Source organism: Bacteroidia bacterium (assembly GCA_033391075.1).
Classification (GTDB): domain Bacteria; phylum Bacteroidota; class Bacteroidia; order J057; family J057; genus JAWPMV01.
The window spans coordinates 1566396-1583423 of the sequence record JAWPMV010000001.1; the positions used below are offsets into that span (position 1 = coordinate 1566396).

Genomic DNA, 17028 nt, shown 5'->3' on the forward strand with positions numbered 1-17028 from the left:
CCTGCTCAAATGTACCGCACACTTTTCATTTCACTTAGCCTGCTGTTCCTTTTATCCTGTCAATCGGAAAAAAAGGAAAAAGCCCGTCCCAATGTCTTATTCATCTTGGCGGATGATTATGGGTTTCACGATTCGGGTGTGATGGGCAGTACCTATTACGATACTCCCAATATAGATGCGATAGCCCTGAATGGGATGATCTTCGAAAATGGCTATGCCGCCTGCCAGGTATGTAGTCCTTCCCGGGCAGCTATCATGACGGGTAAAGCTCCGGCAAGATTGCGGATTACAGACTGGATAGGTGCAAGAACAGGAGAAGAATGGCGGACCCTCAATCGCCATAATAAATTGCTTCCAGCAGCAAATAGAGATCAACTCTCATTTGAAGATTTGAGTTTAGCTGAAGCCATGAAAGAGGAAGGTTATAAGACCTTTTTTGCTGGCAAGTGGCACCTGGGTTCAAAAGGTAGTTGGCCTACAGATCATGGTTTCGATATCAATAAAGGAGGATGGGAGAAAGGTAGTCCTATGGGAGGCTTTTATGCTCCCTGGGATAACCCCAATCTGGAAGCAAAATACGAGGGGGAAAGCCTTCCCATTAGGTTAGGAGAGGAAACTGCTGATTTCATCCGCAGTCATAAGGACACCAATTTCTTCGCCTTCCTTTCCTTTTATGCCGTCCACGGTCCCATTCAAACCACAGAAGAAAAATGGAAGAAATATAGAGATCGAGCAGAAGAACAGGGAATCGCTGAGAAGGGATTTATGATGGAAAGGCGTTTGCCAATTAGACAAGTTCAGGACAATCCGGTCTATGCAGGTTTGGTGGAAAGTATGGACGATGCCATAGGAATTGTGTTAAATACCCTCAAAGAATTGGGCCTCGATAAAAATACCATAGTTGTTTTCACTTCTGATAATGGAGGAGTAGCTTCTGGAGATGCTTATTCTACTTCCAATCTTCCCTTGCGAGGAGGGAAAGGCTATCAATGGGAGGGGGGAATCAGAGAACCCTATTTTATTTCTGTGCCCTGGTTGAGTCATAAAGGAACAAGAACTTCTGTTCCCGCGATAGGAATGGATTTCTATCCAACCATCCTGGACCTCATTGGAGCAGAAGCAAGGCCAGAGCAGCACATGGATGGGACAAGTCTTTTGCCCGTTTTGATGGGCAATGAAATAGAAGAAAGATCACTTTTCTGGCATTATCCTCATTATGGAAACCAGGGGGGAGATCCTTCTAGCATAATTCGTGCGGGTGCCTGGAAAATGATTCATTATTATGAAGATGGAGTAAAAGAGCTTTACAATTTGAGGGACGATCCAACAGAAAGTAATGATCTGGCGTCCCAAAATCCAGAGGTCTTAGCAGTATTGGCAGCCGAAATGGAAGCCTGGTTGAAGGAGGTGAATGCCGACTTCCCACAAAATGATCCTCAATTCAAGGAAAAACTTTGGAGAGAAAGGCAGGCAAAAATAGTGTCGGAACTATTACCCCGATTGGAACAAAGAAGGACAGACTATTTATCTAAAGACTTTGACCCTGAAAATAATTGGTGGGACAGTGGATTAAGAGATTAGGTGTATGCAAGAACAAGAAAACACAGAAAAGAGTGAACTGGATTTGACCATTGAACTCACTAAAAAAGCCGAAGAGTTTTTGGCCCTTGCCAGTAAATGGGCCAGAATCATCGCTATTATAAGTTTCATCTTTATTGCTAGCTATTTGTTATTTGCACTCATAGGAACACTCAGTACTTTCGGGGGAAATGAAGGAAGTGAAAGAGGGGGCTTCTTGCTATTGGTGGCGATAATTCTGGGAGGAATTTATGTTATCCCAAGTCTCTATCTCTTCCGCTTTGCCAGATCAAGCAAATCAGCCCTCGAAGCAAAAGATGAAATAGATTTAGAGAAAAGTCTACATGCACTAGGGATCAGTTTTCGGTTACTTGGATTCATATTGATCCTCTTCGCTATCCTTTATGTAGCAGGAATGCTAATTGTCATAAATGATATTAGCATGATCCTTAGATAGGCTTATTCAGAAAAAAATCTTTCCCGATTCTGTATATTTAGGTCAATAACCTAACTATTCTTTATCCTATGAATAAGCTTTTCCCTATACTCATATCTATCGTTTTATTGACAAATCTTTCCGGTATTGCCCAAGATGTCCCGCCTATAGATTGGGCAGAAGTAAACCGAACCCAAGCCTTTAAGGCAACAGAAGTTTGGGAACCCGTTCCCAGGAAAGTAACTCCAGCACCTTCTTTTTCCGTACCAGCACCTTCAGACGCTATCGTTCTTTTTGATGGCTCTGACCTTTCTGGATGGCACACCCCCAAGTATGGCTATGGTGCCCGTATGGATAATGTTGAAGATATTATCAGGGTAAAGAAAGAAAATCCTTCCTTCTCTGATGCAAAATGGCTAGTGAAAGATGGCTATATGGAAGTAAAGCCCGGTTCTGGTGCCATTGAAACCAAGCAAGCTTTCGGAGACATCCAATTGCATATCGAATGGCTTAGTCCTGTGATGCCGGGCAAAGCAGATCAGGGATACGGAAATAGTGGCGTTTTTCTTATGGGCCTTTATGAAATTCAGGTCTTGAATTCCTATGAAAACATGACCTATCCTAATGGACAGGCAGGAGCCTTATACAAGCAAAGCATTCCTATGGTAAATGCCTCTCGCCCTCCGGGTGAATGGCAATCCTATGACATCGTTTTCAATGCGCCTCGTTTTGACGATGAAAACGAATTGATTCGCCCCGCAACAGTCACTGTCTTCCACAATGGCTTACTGATTCAGAATAATTTCCAATTGGAGGGACCTTGTATCTTTTTGGGTAAGCCCTATTATACGCCCCATGATAATAAGCTGCCGATCCTGCTACAGGATCATGGAGATAAGGTTCGTTTTCGAAACATTTGGGTGAGAGAGCTTTAGTAAGCCTTGCACTTGCTTTTGATACTTACATTTGAACTTTTATGGGATTGAATCCAGGATCAAAACAAGTTCAAGTGCACGTATCATATTCAAACACAAAACATTTGTCATCCAGACCTTTGTGGAGGGGCCTAAATTCCCTTTATCAAAAAAAATGTCATCCCCGACTTACCCATGGATCAGGGCTCTCTCGCTTAGTTAGGGGTCAGCAGGTAAAGCGGACAACAGATATAATCCAGAATAACATTTCCGATTCAGAAAAAATGCTGAAATTGGATAAGCATTTATCCAGAAGCTATATGAATCGCATACTACTACTACTTATCCCCATCCTTCTTTACTCCTGTCAGGAAAAAGAAACCGAAAAAGCCTCCTCTCCCAACATCATCCTCTTCTTTGTTGATGACATGGGTTGGCAGGATACTTCTGTTCCTTTTTGGACGGAAGAAACCCCTTTCAATAAGCGCTATCATACCCCGAACATGGAACGCCTAGCTAGTGAGGGGATGAAGTTTACCCAGGCCTATGCAACGGCAGTTTGTTCACCCACTCGCGTAAGCCTACTATCGGGTATGAATGCAGCCAAACATCGGGTAACCAATTGGACCCTGAGGCCTGACAAGATTCAACCTATGGAAAGCAATCATGAGCATCTTAGCTTTCCCTTCTGGAATGTCAATGGTTTAAGTCCGGATACCAATACAGCTCATGCGGTTCATGTTACCCCCTTTCCACAGATCCTCAAAGATCATGGCTACCGAACCATCCATGCAGGCAAAGCCCATTTTGGAGCCATAGGAACTCCGGGTTCTGATCCGCTAAATCTGGGATTTGAGGTAAATATTGCAGGGCATGCAGCAGGAGCGCCTAAAAGCTATTTGGGTATTGAAAACTTTGGCAATACGCCTAAATTCGAGGGAACTCCCTGGCCCGTTCCTGGCCTTGAGAAATACCATGGAGAAGACATCTTTCTGACAGAAGCATTAACCCGAGAAGCCAAAAGCGCAATCGAAACAAGCCTGAATGAGGAGAAGCCTTTCTTTCTCTACATGGCCCTATACGGTATTCACACCCCCATCATGCCCGACAATCGTTTTGTTCAGAAATATTATGATGCAGGTCTGGATACGGTGGAGGCTAAATATGCTTCGATGATTGAGGCTATGGATAAGAGTTTGGGAGATTTGATGGATTTGTTGGAAGCAAGGAAGGTAGATGAAGAAACCATCATTTTATTCATGTCGGACAATGGAGGACTTAGTGCTCATACGAGGGCAGGGGAGAAGCATATCCACAATCGCCCTTTGTCAAGCGGAAAAGGATCGAGCCATGAAGGAGGAATAAGAGAACCCATGATTGTAAAATGGTCAGGAAAAGTACAGGCTGGATCGATGAATCCCAATTACCTAATCATTGAAGATTTTTATCCGACCATATTGGAGATGGCCGGAATAGGAGAATTTGAAAGTTTACAGAAAATAGATGGGAAGAGTTTTGTCGTAGAATTGGAAGCCCCAGCTTCCGGAACACAAGAGCGAGCCCTTTACTGGCATTATCCCAATGAATGGGGCCCAAGTGGTCCGGGCATAGGTGCTTTTTCTTCTATCCGCAAAGGGGATTTTAAACTTATTTATTATCATCTGGACCAAAGTTTTGAACTCTTCAATATCAGAGAGGATATAGGGGAAAGTAGAAACCTCTATCCTGATGATCATCAAAGCTTCGGACAGCTGGCGAAAGAGTTGGGAAACTATCTCCGGGAAAGCGAAGCCCAGATGCCCTCACTAAAAAGTACGGGCATCCAGGTTCCCTATCCGGATGAACTATTGTAGCGCATGCTGATTTACTATTGAAGACAAGACAAACTTTGTCAGAGTGAGAGAAGTCGAGCTGTCTCTTACCCTTTTTCTAATCAATCTGCTGTACTGATTGCAAAGGTTCAATTTTGTCTTTTCTCTTAAATCTTAAATGCATCTAATGTGTATTTACTTACTCTCAGGAACCGCTTCCATCAATAATTTAAGCGCTACATTGAGATCTTCTCCACTCTTCTCACTCCCACTATAGTGACTCAACTTCACCACCACCAAATCATGAGATGGAACTATGATGGTAAATTGACCTCCGGCTCCAGCCATGAAATATGCATCTTTGGGAACCGCAAAATCTCCTTCTCCATTGATCCAGAAAAAGCCTCCATAAATCGGCCGCTCATCCGCTTTCCAGGCAGGAGCCAAATGACTAGCGAAATCAACAAAGCCTTCTGCTAAAATGCGTTCTCCATTCCATACACCATCTTGTAAATAGAGCATGCCGAGACGATTCCAGTCTCTAGCGGTACCAAACTCATATCCCTGCAAGAGAAAATTTCCGTAAGGGTCCGTTTCCATAACCATATGCCTTACGCCAATTTTATCAAATAAAGCTCGCTGTGGATAGGATAGATAATCTTCACCCATGCCTTCAACTCCCAGTCTTACCAGATAATTGGCCAGTACGGGATCAGAATTTCTATAGCGCCCGATGGTATTGGGAGGCCACTGTTGAGGACGAGTAGCTGCATAGTGAAATGAATTGACTCCTCCTGTATATACATATAGGTGATCGGGATAGCCCATATCGGGATCAAAGTCAGGGTCCTGGGGAGCCCGGAATCGCAAGCCGCTGGACATGCGTAGAATATCGGATATGCGAATTTCTGCACGAGGATCATTCCCTTCCTGCCACTCCGGTACGGGAGCTTTTTGGTCCAACTCATAAACTCCTTTCTGGATTAAGCTTGCCATGAGGGTAGCTGTCAAGCTTTTGCCCATCGACCAACTTTCCAATTGGGTATTCATATTTAATCCTTCGCGATACTTTTCCGCTATAATCCTTCCTTTCCAACTCACCACGAAAGCTGCAGTAAGGCCTTCTGGAGTTGCAAAGGCAGCAGCTTCAGCTGCTTTAATTTTTTCAACATCCAATTCATCGGGCAAGGGCTTATCTTCAAGTAGGTCTCCCATAGGCCAGGGCAAACTGTCTGCGGGAGGAAGAGATGAAGAGATTGCTTTCGGCTGATAATGCAATTGATCCTCTCCTTCTCCAAGGCAAATACATCCCTGATCACCCACATATATAGCTTTGCGTTTTACGCCATTTGGCAATTCTACCGTTACAGATTTTTCCTCCTCATTCAGACTTCGGCTGCTAAACTTTTTCCTTTCCTCATAAGGAGCGGAGAAATATCCGATATGTTCAGCTGCAAAATCAAAATCAAGGCCAGTGATAAAAACAGCCGAACATAGAATTTTTGCAAAGCCCGAGGCATGATGGGACAAGGCATCTCCCGGAGGTGGAACATAAGGAGTATCCAGTTCGAATTCTTGCGCCCGCTTACTTAGATGAGATTCCTTTTCTTTACAGGCAAAAAGGAATACAAATATCAGGATAAACCCGATTTGCTGCTTCTGAGTAGTAATAGTCATCGTGTGTTTTTTATAGAAACTAAGAAATACCTGGGATAAATGAAATTGAAGGCAAATCACTATATTTCCTTTCTTTTGAAATCTGTTCTCAGGAAAAACAGAAGATGCGCGTATTATTGTCTCTACCCCCAAAGCTCTCACATGATTTTCATCAGATAGAAAATAAGTCTCAGGAAGACTATTTTTGTGCGCATGATCCGCTGGGAGCGAAATTAGGCTCTGCAGGGGCAACCGTTCATATCATGGAATCAGCCTGGAGAGATAGCGGGCGGACTGAGAACTTGAGTAGCTGGTTACCTTCCCAAAAAAGAATCATCATTCATGCAGGCGGTCAGAGTCGAAGATTGCCCGCTTATGCACCTTCCGGAAAAATCCTGACTCCTATGCCTTTGCTTTCCTGGGCACGGGGACAAAAATATGGCCAACACCTGCTTGATCTTCAATTGCCTTTACTGGAGGCATTAATGAAGAAAGCACCTCCCAAACTCAATACCTTGATTGCTTGTGGAGATGCCTTGATTCGAAATTCCGGAAAATTGCCTCATCTACCAGAAGTGGATGTTTTATGTTTGGGATTGTGGGCCAAACCAGAAGTTGCTAGTCGGCATGGGGTTTTTTTTACTCCGAGAAACAATCCCAATGAATGGGCTTTTAGCCTGCAAAAACCTAAGCAAGCGGAAATTCTCGATCTGATAGATGAATACCATTATTTAATTGATCTGGGAATCTGGCTCCTTAGCGATAAAGCCGTAAAACTTCTTTTTAAAAAATGTGGATGGGAGGGGAAAAGCCAGGAGTTTAAACAGGTACACCCGAATTACTATGACCTATACGGAGAATTTGGTTTGTATTTAGGAAATGAACCCCAACTCAAAGATCCAGAAATACAAGAGCTTTCCTGTGCAGTAGTCAGGCTTTCTGAAGGGGAGTTTTATCATTTTGGGCGAACGGATGAACTGATTCATTCTTCCATTGCCTTGCGCAACCTTCATCCGGTTCCGGATAAAGAAAAAATCAAATCCATCAAGAATCCTCGTGTCTTTACCCAAAATTCTCGGATTGATATTCCCCTGAATAGCTTTCAGGATAATATTTGGATAGAGAATAGCCATGTTTCTGAAGGATGGAAACTGGGGCGACGGCATATGATAAGTGGAATTCCTGAAAATGAATGGACCCTGCACTTTCAGGACGATGTTTGTCTGGACATTGTGCCCATAGGAGAAAATCAGTTCTGTTTGAGGCCCTATGGATTTTCAGATCTCTTTAAAGCTCGAATAAAAGAGGCGAATTGGATGGGAAATAGTCTTTGGTACTGGTTGAAAAAAAGAAGCATTGATAAAAACCAGCTGGATTGGGATTTGGAAAGGGACATCCAAAAAACGGCCCTTTTTCCTTTGATAGAAAGAAGTGAAATGGATGCTGACTTCATTCAATGGATGATTGATCCTGAACCCAAGGTAAATGATGCATTTACCGCATTATGGTTAAGAGAACGATTGACGGCTGAGGATTTGAGCAATCAGGCAAATTTAACGCGCCTGTACAATCAGCGGGATTTGTTCAAAAAGGAAAACCTCGAACAACTACTGAAAAAAACTTCAATCCGCTGGATCAGTCGATTGGATTTGGCGGCATTGGCAGAAGAATACAAAAGATTGGGGATAGTGCCTGATGGGACGGAGGCTTTACCCAAAAAAGCGGGCATGGATAAGATTCATACCGCTATGTTCATGTATCAATATCTCAGGGATAAAAACGAAGATCAGGCCAGACTTTGGGAAGCAGAAGCTTTTGCTGCTTTAAGAGGCTTGATTAAAGGCAAGCACAAGAAGAATCGGCAAAACCCTAAAAGAAAATTGCTGGAAGATCAGCTCATCATTACTCGTGCTCCCTTACGCATGGATTTGGCAGGAGGATGGAGTGATACTCCCCCTTATTGCCTGAATTATGGAGGGCAAGTACTGAATGTAGCCATCAATATCAATGGGCAAGCTCCTATTGAAGTGATCGTAAAAGCAAGTGGAAAAGACCACTTTAAGCTCAATAGTATTGATCAGGGTTTGCAGGAAGAAGTGGATTCATTTGACTCCTTGAGCAAATACGATCAATTGGGAGAAGCATTCGCTATTCCCAAAGCTGCCCTTGCGCTGGCTGGATTTCTTCCTGCATATGCCAAACATCCCGAAGAGAATCTCGCTTCACAAATCCAGCGGGCAGGAGGAGGGCTTGAGATCAATTTACTTGCTGCTGTACCCAAAGGCTCAGGGCTGGGGACCAGTAGCATTCTGGCTACAGCAGTTCTTGCGGGTATTTCTGAAGCCTACAAACTGGGATGGTCGAAAATGGAAATTGGGAACAAAGTTCTCATCCTGGAGCAGATGCTAACAAGCGGAGGCGGCTGGCAAGATCAATATGGAGGCTTATTCCCGGGAGTAAAATACCTGGAAACCAGACCTGGAAAAAATCAGAGCCCGGAAATTCATTATGTTGAAGGGAGTAAGTGGGAAGAGGCTGAATACTCGGATCGTTTACTGCTTTATTATACCGGCATTACCCGAATTGCACATAATATCCTGGGAGAGATCGTAAGAGGCATGTTTTTGAACTCCGAAGAACACCTACAGCATCTTCACCGGATTTTTCAACATGGGAGAGAAACCTATGAACTGGCGATTCATGGCAATTATGAAAGATTTGCGAAAATGGTCGCTAAATCCTGGGAATTAAATAAAGCCCTGGATTCCGGAACCAATCCTCCTCAGGTTGAGCAGATTATGAAACAGATTGAGCCTCATATCTATGGAGCAAAACTCCTGGGAGCAGGTGGCGGAGGCTTTTTATTTATCATGGCAAAGGGAAAAGAGGAAGCTGACAAGGTCAAAGAAACACTCCAAAAATCTCCTCCTAATAAACAGGCGAGGTTCGTAGATTTCTCCGTTTCCAAAAAGGGATTGCAGATAATCAGAACTTAATTACAGAATAGCTGCAAGAAGGCTTTCCTTTTATCCTTCAAATTGATAATTTCCCTGAGAAGACTACTACTATGATTCAATTTCTCAGCTTTCTGGCATTTACAGCCTTCGTTGCTGCATATGCTACCTGGAAATTGCGCAAGGATCCGCTTAATACCCGAGATGGCTATTTTCTGGGAGGAAGAAGTTTGACGGGCATTGTTATCGCTGGATCCATGTTGCTGACCAACATTTCTACTGAGCACCTCATCGGTATGAATGGTTCCTCTTATAAAAATGGTGCAATAATCATTTCCTGGGAAGTTACTTCTACTCTGGCTTTGATTGTGACGGCCCTTTATTTTGCCCCTCGCTATTTGAAGATGGGGCTCACTACTATTCCAGAGTTTCTGGAGAAACGCTTTGATGGAGTAACCCGTACCCTGATCGCCTTATTACTGATTATATCTTTTGTATGTACCCTGCTCCCCATCGTTTTATATACGGGAGCTATAAATATTGAAAGTATTTTCGAGCTCTCAGACCTTCTGGAAATTAGTAAAAGCCAGGGGCTTTGGGTAACGGTTTTAGTCGTAGGAACCATCGGAGCCATTTACGCCATTTTCGGTGGCCTGAAAATGGTCGCATATACCGATACCTTAAATGGATATGGATTATTGATTGCGGGACTTGCAGTACCCTTTATTGCCCTTTGGAACATTGGGGAAGGAAGCATACTGGAAGGTTTGTCAAAGGTCTATAATCATGCCCCCGAAAAATTCAATGTAATTAGCAATGAAGTTTCAGTTGGCGAAGGCTCTAGGGATTCAATCCTCCCTTTTGAGGTATTATTCACCGGTCTTATCATCAACCAATTGTATTTCTGGTGTATGAATCAGACCCTGGTTCAGCGAGTGTTTGGAGCAGTTAGTTTAAAAGAAGCCCAAAAAGGGCTCTTGTATACAGGAATTCTCAAAATTTTGATCCCGCTTGTGATTGTATTGCCTGGCATCATCGGATATTATTATTTCGGAGATACCTATTACGGTGATCAGGATAGTATTTATCCCTTATTGGTAAAAAAGGTCTTACCGCTTTGGGCGACAGGATTTTTCGTGGCAGTTATTGTCGGGGCAATCCTGAGTACCTTCAATAGTGCCCTCAATAGTGCGGCCACGATTTTTAGTCTGGATCTGTATAAGAAGTATGTTCAACCAGATGCCTCCGAAAGTCGCATCGTTTGGATAGGAAAAGCTACCTCTGCTGTATTGGCCATATTTGCTATCGGGATTGCCCCTTTAGTTGCCAATGCCCCGGAAGGATTATATCAACTTCTCCAACAATTGAATGGCATATTCTTTATCCCGATGGCCAGTGTTATTTTGGCAGGATTTTTCTTCAAAAGAGTATCTGCAGGTGGGGCTAAAGCGGGCCTGATATTCGGCCTGACTTTCTATGTAATGATGTATTATGTCTTTGAGGTAAACATGCATTTTATCCATATCTGGGGGATAGAGTTTTTGTTGAATGTGCTGGTTATGCATCTCTTCTCCCTCATTTATCCTCGTCAAAACAATTTTGTGATTACAGATATAGGAGTGGTGGATATTGCAGAATGGAAATATGCCAAAATCGTAAGTGCAGTATTGGTGGTAATTACCCTATTGATTTATGTCTTACTCGGTACCAATGTCTAAAGAGGATTTATATGAAAACAGAAAGACTCACTGTTGCCCAGGCTACCATAAAATTTCTTCATCAGCAATATGTGGAAAGAGATGGAATGTCAGAGAAATTTTTTGCAGGATGCTTTGGTATTTTTGGACATGGAAATGTGGCAGGTTTAGGGCAAGCCCTTCAGCAATATCCTGAATTTCCCTACTACCAGTGCCGAAATGAACAGTCCATGGTTCATTCAGCCGCAGCCTATGCCAAGGTGAAAAACCGTCTTTCCACTTTCGCCTGCACCTCATCTATAGGTCCGGGAGCCACCAATATGCTGACCGGAGCTGCATTAGCTACGGTAAATCGCCTGCCGGTTTTACTCCTGCCCGGAGATATTTTCGCCCGCAGAAATGTAGCGCCCGTCCTGCAACAAATTGAATCCGCACTTTCACAGGATCACTCAGCCAATGATTGTTTTAAGCCCGTGTCCAAATACTGGGACCGCATCAACCGAGCAGAACAATTGATCACTGCATTACCGGAAGCTTTGAGAGTGCTTACTTCTCAGGCAGAAACAGGAACAGTTACTCTGGCTATGCCGCAGGATGTTCAGGCAGAAGCTTTTGATTTTCCAAAGGAACTTTTCGAAAGGAGAACCTGGCACATCAGCCGTCCCAGACCGGATATTGCCATGCTTCAAAAAGCCGCTGCCTGGATTAAATCGAGTAAAAAACCCCTCATCATTGCAGGAGGAGGAGTAATCTATTCAGGAGCTGATCAGGTTTTACAGGAGTTGGTGAATAGAACGGGAATTCCTGTAGCCGAAACATTTGCGGGCAAAGGATCCTTATCTTATGATAATCCTCAAAATTTAGGAGCTATAGGAGTAACAGGAACTCCCGGAGGCGTAGAAATCCCGGCTGAAGCAGATATTATCATCGGAATTGGAACCAGATACAGCGATTTTACTACCTCTTCCAAATCTCTTTTCCGAAACCCTGATCTGAAGTTCATCAATATCAACATTGCTGACTTTGATGCCCATAAGCATGCTGCGCTTCCATTGGTTGCAGATGCCCGGGTATGTTTGGAGGAATTGATGCAGCTTTTACAAGGATACGAAGTAGAATCTGCCTATAGGTCGAAAGTCCGGAAATTCAACTCATCCTGGGATGCCAAAGTGGATGAGATTTATAATCTCAACCATCCGGGCATAAGCCAGGGAGAAGTGATAGGCAGGGTAAATGAACTTTCCGATCCAGGAGCCATCATGATTTGTGCTGCGGGTAGTATGCCGGGAGATTTGCACAAAGCCTGGAGAGCGAGGCACACAAAAAACTTTCATCTGGAGTATGGATACTCCTGTATGGGATATGAGATTGCAGGAGGTCTGGGAGCAAAAATGGCAGCACCCGAAAGGGAAGTCTATGTGATGGTAGGAGATGGAAGTTATCTGATGTTGGCACAGGAAATCATTACCTCCATACAAGAAGGTATGAAGCTTATCCTCGTCCTGATCAATAATCATGGATTTGCCAGCATAGGCGGATTGTCGCGCTCATTGGGAACCGAAGGCTTTGGTACCCGCTATTTATATCGTGATCAGGAGAAAGACAGGATCGCTGGAGATGAGATCAGTCAGGAGGAGGCCAGGGGACAATATCTTCCGGTCGATCTCGCAAAAAATGCTGAGTCTCTAGGCGCCATTGTCTTGCGAGCAAAAGATATTCAGGAATTCGAGGCACGAATGAAAGAAGCTAAAACTACCAACCGAACTACGGTCATTTATGTGGAGGTAGATCGATATCAGGGAATGGAGGGCTACAGTTGGTGGGAAGTTCCGGTCTCAGAGGTCTCGGAAAGAAAGGGAGTGCAAGAGGCCTATGAGGAATATGAAAATCAAAGAAAAAATCAAAGATATTACCTAAAACCGCCCATTGATGCTGAATCCTGGGCTGATTGAATACTATGGATGTAAACAAAATCAGGATAGGAGCTGCCCCCATTATCTGGACCAATGATGATATGCCGGAATTGGGAGGTGAAATCCCTTTTGAACAATGCCTAAGTGAAATGGCCCTGGCAGGCTATGAAGGCTGTGAAGTGGGCAATAAATATCCCCGGGATACCAATGTGCTTAGAGAAGCACTTGACTTGCGTGGCTTAAGAATATGCAATCAATGGTTTAGTTATGAATTGACTACAAAATCTCTGGAGGAAAACAAACGAAATTTCTCTTCTCTACTCGATTTTCTACAATCCATGGGAGCTAAAATAATTGGAGGAGGAGAGACAGGAAATAGTTGCCAGGGGCAATTGGATGTGCCGGTATTTGAAGGCAAAGGAATGTTGGAGGGAGCAGATGCCTGGAAAGACTATTGTAGTAAAATGAATGAGTTGGGAAAAATGGCGCATGATCGTGGGATGAAGCTTGCCTTTCATCACCACATGGGTACAGCTATACAGAGCATGGAGGAAACGGATCGTTTTCTGGATGGAACCGATCCTCAATATGTTTGGCTCAATTACGATTGTGGTCATTTTACTTTTGCAGGAGAAGATCCGGTAAAGGCCCTGGAAAAATACTTGCCTCGCACGGCTCACATCCATCTCAAAGACGTTCGGCCAGGGATTCTTCAACAAGTAAAAGATGAAAAGTGGAGCTTTCTGAAAGCGGTCAAACATGGAGTTTTTACTGTGCCCGGCGATCCCGAAGGATGCATCGATTATGATGCCTTATTTTCAGTATTGAATAAAAGCGATTATGAAGGCTGGATTGTAATAGAAGCCGAGCAGGACCCGGCCAAAGCCAATCCGCTGAAATATGCAAAAATGGCAAGGGAGTTTTTGAGGAGCAGGATTGGAAAATAAAGGTCCTGGTGTATTGGTGTTTATTCAAAATCAATTCCAAGATGTCAGCACGCCAACACAGCAATACGTTTAATATGAACAAAATCAACATAGGCATAGTCGGTCTGGGACGTTTAGGAAAATCCTATGCGGAAAATATCGCATTCAAAATTAGGAATGCGGAACTGCTGGCTGCCTGTAGTTTGAATAAAGAGGAATTGAAGTGGGCGAGAGAGGAAATGGGAGTAAGGCATACTTTTGAGCAGTATGAGGATATGCTCAGGCTCGATCAATTGGATGCCATTTTTGTGATCAGCTCAACCAATATGCATGCACAGCATATGATCAAAGCTTTGGAAGCAGGCTTTCATGTTTTTAGTGAAAAACCATTGGCCATAAGTATAGAAGATTGCCAGCGGGTGGAAACAATTGCTGCCAGGTATCCGAAACAAAAAGCGGTGGTTGGCTTTGTGAGAAGGTTTGACAAGAGTTATCGATATGCCTGGGAGAAAGTAAAGTCCGGCGCTATAGGAGAGGTATTTATGGTTCGGTCTCAGACGGTAGATAAAGATACCCTGGCCGGTTTCCAATTGGAATATGCCGGAAGTAGTGGGGGCCTTTTTCATGATTATAATGTCCATGATGTGGATTTGGCTCGCTGGTATTTACAGGACAATGTAAGCGAAGTTTGGGCTCTGGGTGGTGCCTATAAATATCCCGGCTTTGCAGAAATTGGTGATGCGGATAATGTGAGCAGTACCTGCCGCTTTACAAATGGGGGGATGGCCATTCTTCATGCTTCCCGAACAGCCATGCACGGACATGATACATATACTGAAATTACGGGGACAGAGGGAAGTTTGAGAATAGGAAGGCCTGCAGGAATAAACCGGGTAGAAATATACGATAAACATGGAGCCCGGAAAGAATGTGTAGAGACCTTCTGGGATCGATTCGAAGAAGCTTTTTTACTCATGGCTCAGGATTTCATAGATTGTTTGCAGAACGGAAGAGAACCAGAATTGAAAATTTCGGATGCAACAGAAGCCACGCGAACTACTACTGCCATGACCAACTCATATCATTCCAATCAAGTAGAAAAAATCATCAGATAAATTTGCCATGACCCGATCAGAAAAAAGCCCCCTGCTTGCCAAAGCCCAAATGGATAATTCCAAAGGGATTTACCAGGACCTCCGGAAAGAAGAAGCCGATTGGGAGTTCCTCAATTTTCAGGCAAGGAAAATGAAAAAAGGAGAAAAGTGGAGACATGAAACCGAGGACAATGAATATGCAATCATCTTATTGGGGGGAAACTTCTCAGTAAGCTCGGATAAAGGAAACTGGTCCACCAAAAATGGGAGAAAAGATGTATTTAGTGGAATAGCACATAGTCTTTACCTACCAAGAAATACTACCTTCACCCTTACTGCGGATAGTGATGAACTCGATATAGCCATAGGATGGTGCGAAACAGATCAGGATCATCCGGCTTATCTGAAACGCCCGGAAGAATGTGCCATCGAAATTCGGGGAGGCGATAATGCCAATCGTCAGATCAATAGTCTGCTGGAACCCGGTTTTGATTGCCACCGCTTGGTATGTGTGGAGGTTTACACCCCCTCGGGAAACTGGAGTTCATTTCCTGCACATAAACACGATGAACGTATTTTGGATGAAGAAGGAAATGTGCTGGAAGCTCGATTGGAAGAAGTGTATTTCTATAAAATAGATAAACCTCAGGGCTATGCCATTCAGCAAGTATATACCTATGACCGAAGCCTGGATGAAATGGTGAGGGCCAGAGACAATGATATAGTCCTCGTACCCAAAGGTTATCATCCGGTAGTTGCTGGCCATGGCTACAATGTCTATTACTTAAATTTCCTTACCGGTAGCGATCAATCTCTGGCGAATACGGACGATCCGGATCACAAATGGATATATGGAAGCTGGAAAGGCCAGGATCCTCGCTTGCCTATAGTAACTGCAAAAATGAATAAACCCTCCTGATATGCCTAGAGCCTATGACGTACTCACATTTGGCCGCTCCTCCATCGATCTATATTCCAATGATCTGGGAGCTGCATTCGAGGAGATCTCCTCTTTTGGAGCCTTTGTGGGTGGCTCATCGACTAATATAGCCGTGAGTTGCAGTCGACTAGGATTGAAAACGGCGCTTCTTACAGGATTTGGAGATGATCAGGTAGGAAAATTCATCAAAAACTTTCTCGATAAGGAAAAGGTGGATACCCGATTCATTCCTGTCATTCCGGGCACGAGAAGTTCAGCTGTTATTCTCGGGATAGAACCCCCGGATAAATTCCCCCTGGTTTTCTATCGAAATAATGCGGCCGATTTATCGGTCAATATAGATCATGTTCAGGCGATTGATTTTACACAATTCCGAGCCATCGTTCTCTCAGGAAATGCCTTGAGTTTCGATCCAAGTAAAACCGCAACCTTCTTTGCAGCTGAGCAGGCTGAGGCGGCAGGAACGAGAATATTTCTCGATCTGGATTTTCGGGCTGATCAATGGTTTGATACCCGGGCTTATGGAGTGATGTTACGGGCATTATTATCCAAAGTGGAAATTGCCATCGGGACGGAGGAAGAGGTACTTGCGGCCAGCCTTGAAGATGCCTCGCAAGTAGAAATCAAGCATCAACAGGTATCGGCCCCGGAGATCAAAGGAAATCTGGATAAAGCCATTCAAAGAATTTTGGACTTGGGGGTGAAAACGTTGATTGTTAAAAGAGGGGCAGAGGGTGCTTCGATTTTTGAGCGCGGGAAAGCTGAAGTGCGGGTACCAGGCTTTCCGGTTGAAATACTCAATATTTTAGGAGCTGGGGATGCCTTTGCAGGAGGATTTGTATATGGCTGTATGCAAGACTGGGATTTATACAAGGCGGTACGTATGGGCAATGCCTGTGGAGCCATTCTGGTCACTCAACATGGTTGTGCCAATTTTATGCCTCGTCTGAAGGAAGCCTTGGATTTTGCTAATGAAAAAGGGGGCTTATGAATATGATAAAGATTGCCAATCAGAAACACCCAGCTTAGCTATCATTGCGAGCCGGCGATTCCGGCGAAGCAATCCCCTTGAAAATGAGAAATTATTTCAGCTAAGGAGATTGCTTCGC

At 43.9% G+C, this 17028-nt stretch carries 12 protein-coding genes; 11 read left to right on the top strand and 1 reads right to left on the bottom strand.

Annotated elements, in window-relative coordinates; translation table 11 throughout:
• The first annotated feature begins 9 nt into the window (after positions 1–9).
• From R8P61_06270 to R8P61_06285, 4 genes are all read left to right on the top strand, one after another.
• Positions 10–1581, top strand: a complete 1572-nt coding sequence (locus R8P61_06270; GenBank protein ID MDW3646644.1) for a sulfatase — start codon at positions 10–12, stop codon at positions 1579–1581.
• 4 nt (positions 1582–1585) lie between these two features.
• On the top strand, positions 1586–2035 hold the full coding sequence (locus R8P61_06275; GenBank protein ID MDW3646645.1) for a hypothetical protein: 450 nt from the start codon (positions 1586–1588) through the stop codon (positions 2033–2035).
• Positions 2036–2103: 68 nt separating this feature from the next.
• Complete coding sequence (locus R8P61_06280) at positions 2104–2949, top strand: DUF1080 domain-containing protein (GenBank protein ID MDW3646646.1); 846 nt, start codon at positions 2104–2106, stop codon at positions 2947–2949.
• 299 nt (positions 2950–3248) lie between these two features.
• Positions 3249–4781: a sulfatase gene (locus R8P61_06285; GenBank protein ID MDW3646647.1), complete on the top strand. Its 1533-nt coding sequence runs from the start codon at positions 3249–3251 to the stop codon at positions 4779–4781.
• A 153-nt stretch (positions 4782–4934) separates the two neighbouring features.
• Here R8P61_06285 and R8P61_06290 read toward each other — a convergent pair whose 3' ends face one another.
• A complete protein-coding gene (locus R8P61_06290; protein ID MDW3646648.1) occupies positions 4935–6416 on the bottom strand; it encodes a serine hydrolase in 1482 nt (493 codons plus the stop codon).
• A gap of 80 nt (positions 6417–6496) precedes the next feature.
• Here R8P61_06290 and R8P61_06295 point away from each other — a divergent pair, with 80 nt between their 5' ends.
• The 7 genes from R8P61_06295 (at position 6497) to iolC (ending at position 16910) form a co-directional block, all read left to right on the top strand.
• A complete protein-coding gene (locus R8P61_06295) occupies positions 6497–9391 on the top strand; it encodes a bifunctional fucokinase/fucose-1-phosphate guanylyltransferase (GenBank protein ID MDW3646649.1) in 2895 nt (964 codons plus the stop codon).
• Positions 9392–9462: 71 nt separating this feature from the next.
• Positions 9463–11067: a solute:sodium symporter family transporter gene (locus R8P61_06300; GenBank protein ID MDW3646650.1), complete on the top strand. Its 1605-nt coding sequence runs from the start codon at positions 9463–9465 to the stop codon at positions 11065–11067.
• Positions 11068–11078: 11 nt separating this feature from the next.
• A complete protein-coding gene (gene iolD / locus R8P61_06305; GenBank protein ID MDW3646651.1) occupies positions 11079–12998 on the top strand; it encodes a 3D-(3,5/4)-trihydroxycyclohexane-1,2-dione acylhydrolase (decyclizing) in 1920 nt (639 codons plus the stop codon).
• 5 nt (positions 12999–13003) lie between these two features.
• On the top strand, positions 13004–13906 hold the full coding sequence (iolE, locus tag R8P61_06310) for a myo-inosose-2 dehydratase (protein ID MDW3646652.1): 903 nt from the start codon (positions 13004–13006) through the stop codon (positions 13904–13906).
• Between the two features lie 74 nt (positions 13907–13980).
• Complete coding sequence (locus R8P61_06315; protein ID MDW3646653.1) at positions 13981–15000, top strand: Gfo/Idh/MocA family oxidoreductase; 1020 nt, start codon at positions 13981–13983, stop codon at positions 14998–15000.
• A gap of 7 nt (positions 15001–15007) precedes the next feature.
• A complete protein-coding gene (gene iolB / locus R8P61_06320; GenBank protein ID MDW3646654.1) occupies positions 15008–15898 on the top strand; it encodes a 5-deoxy-glucuronate isomerase in 891 nt (296 codons plus the stop codon).
• A 1-nt stretch (position 15899) separates the two neighbouring features.
• Positions 15900–16910: a 5-dehydro-2-deoxygluconokinase gene (iolC, locus tag R8P61_06325; protein ID MDW3646655.1), complete on the top strand. Its 1011-nt coding sequence runs from the start codon at positions 15900–15902 to the stop codon at positions 16908–16910.
• The last annotated feature ends 118 nt before the right edge of the window (positions 16911–17028 follow it).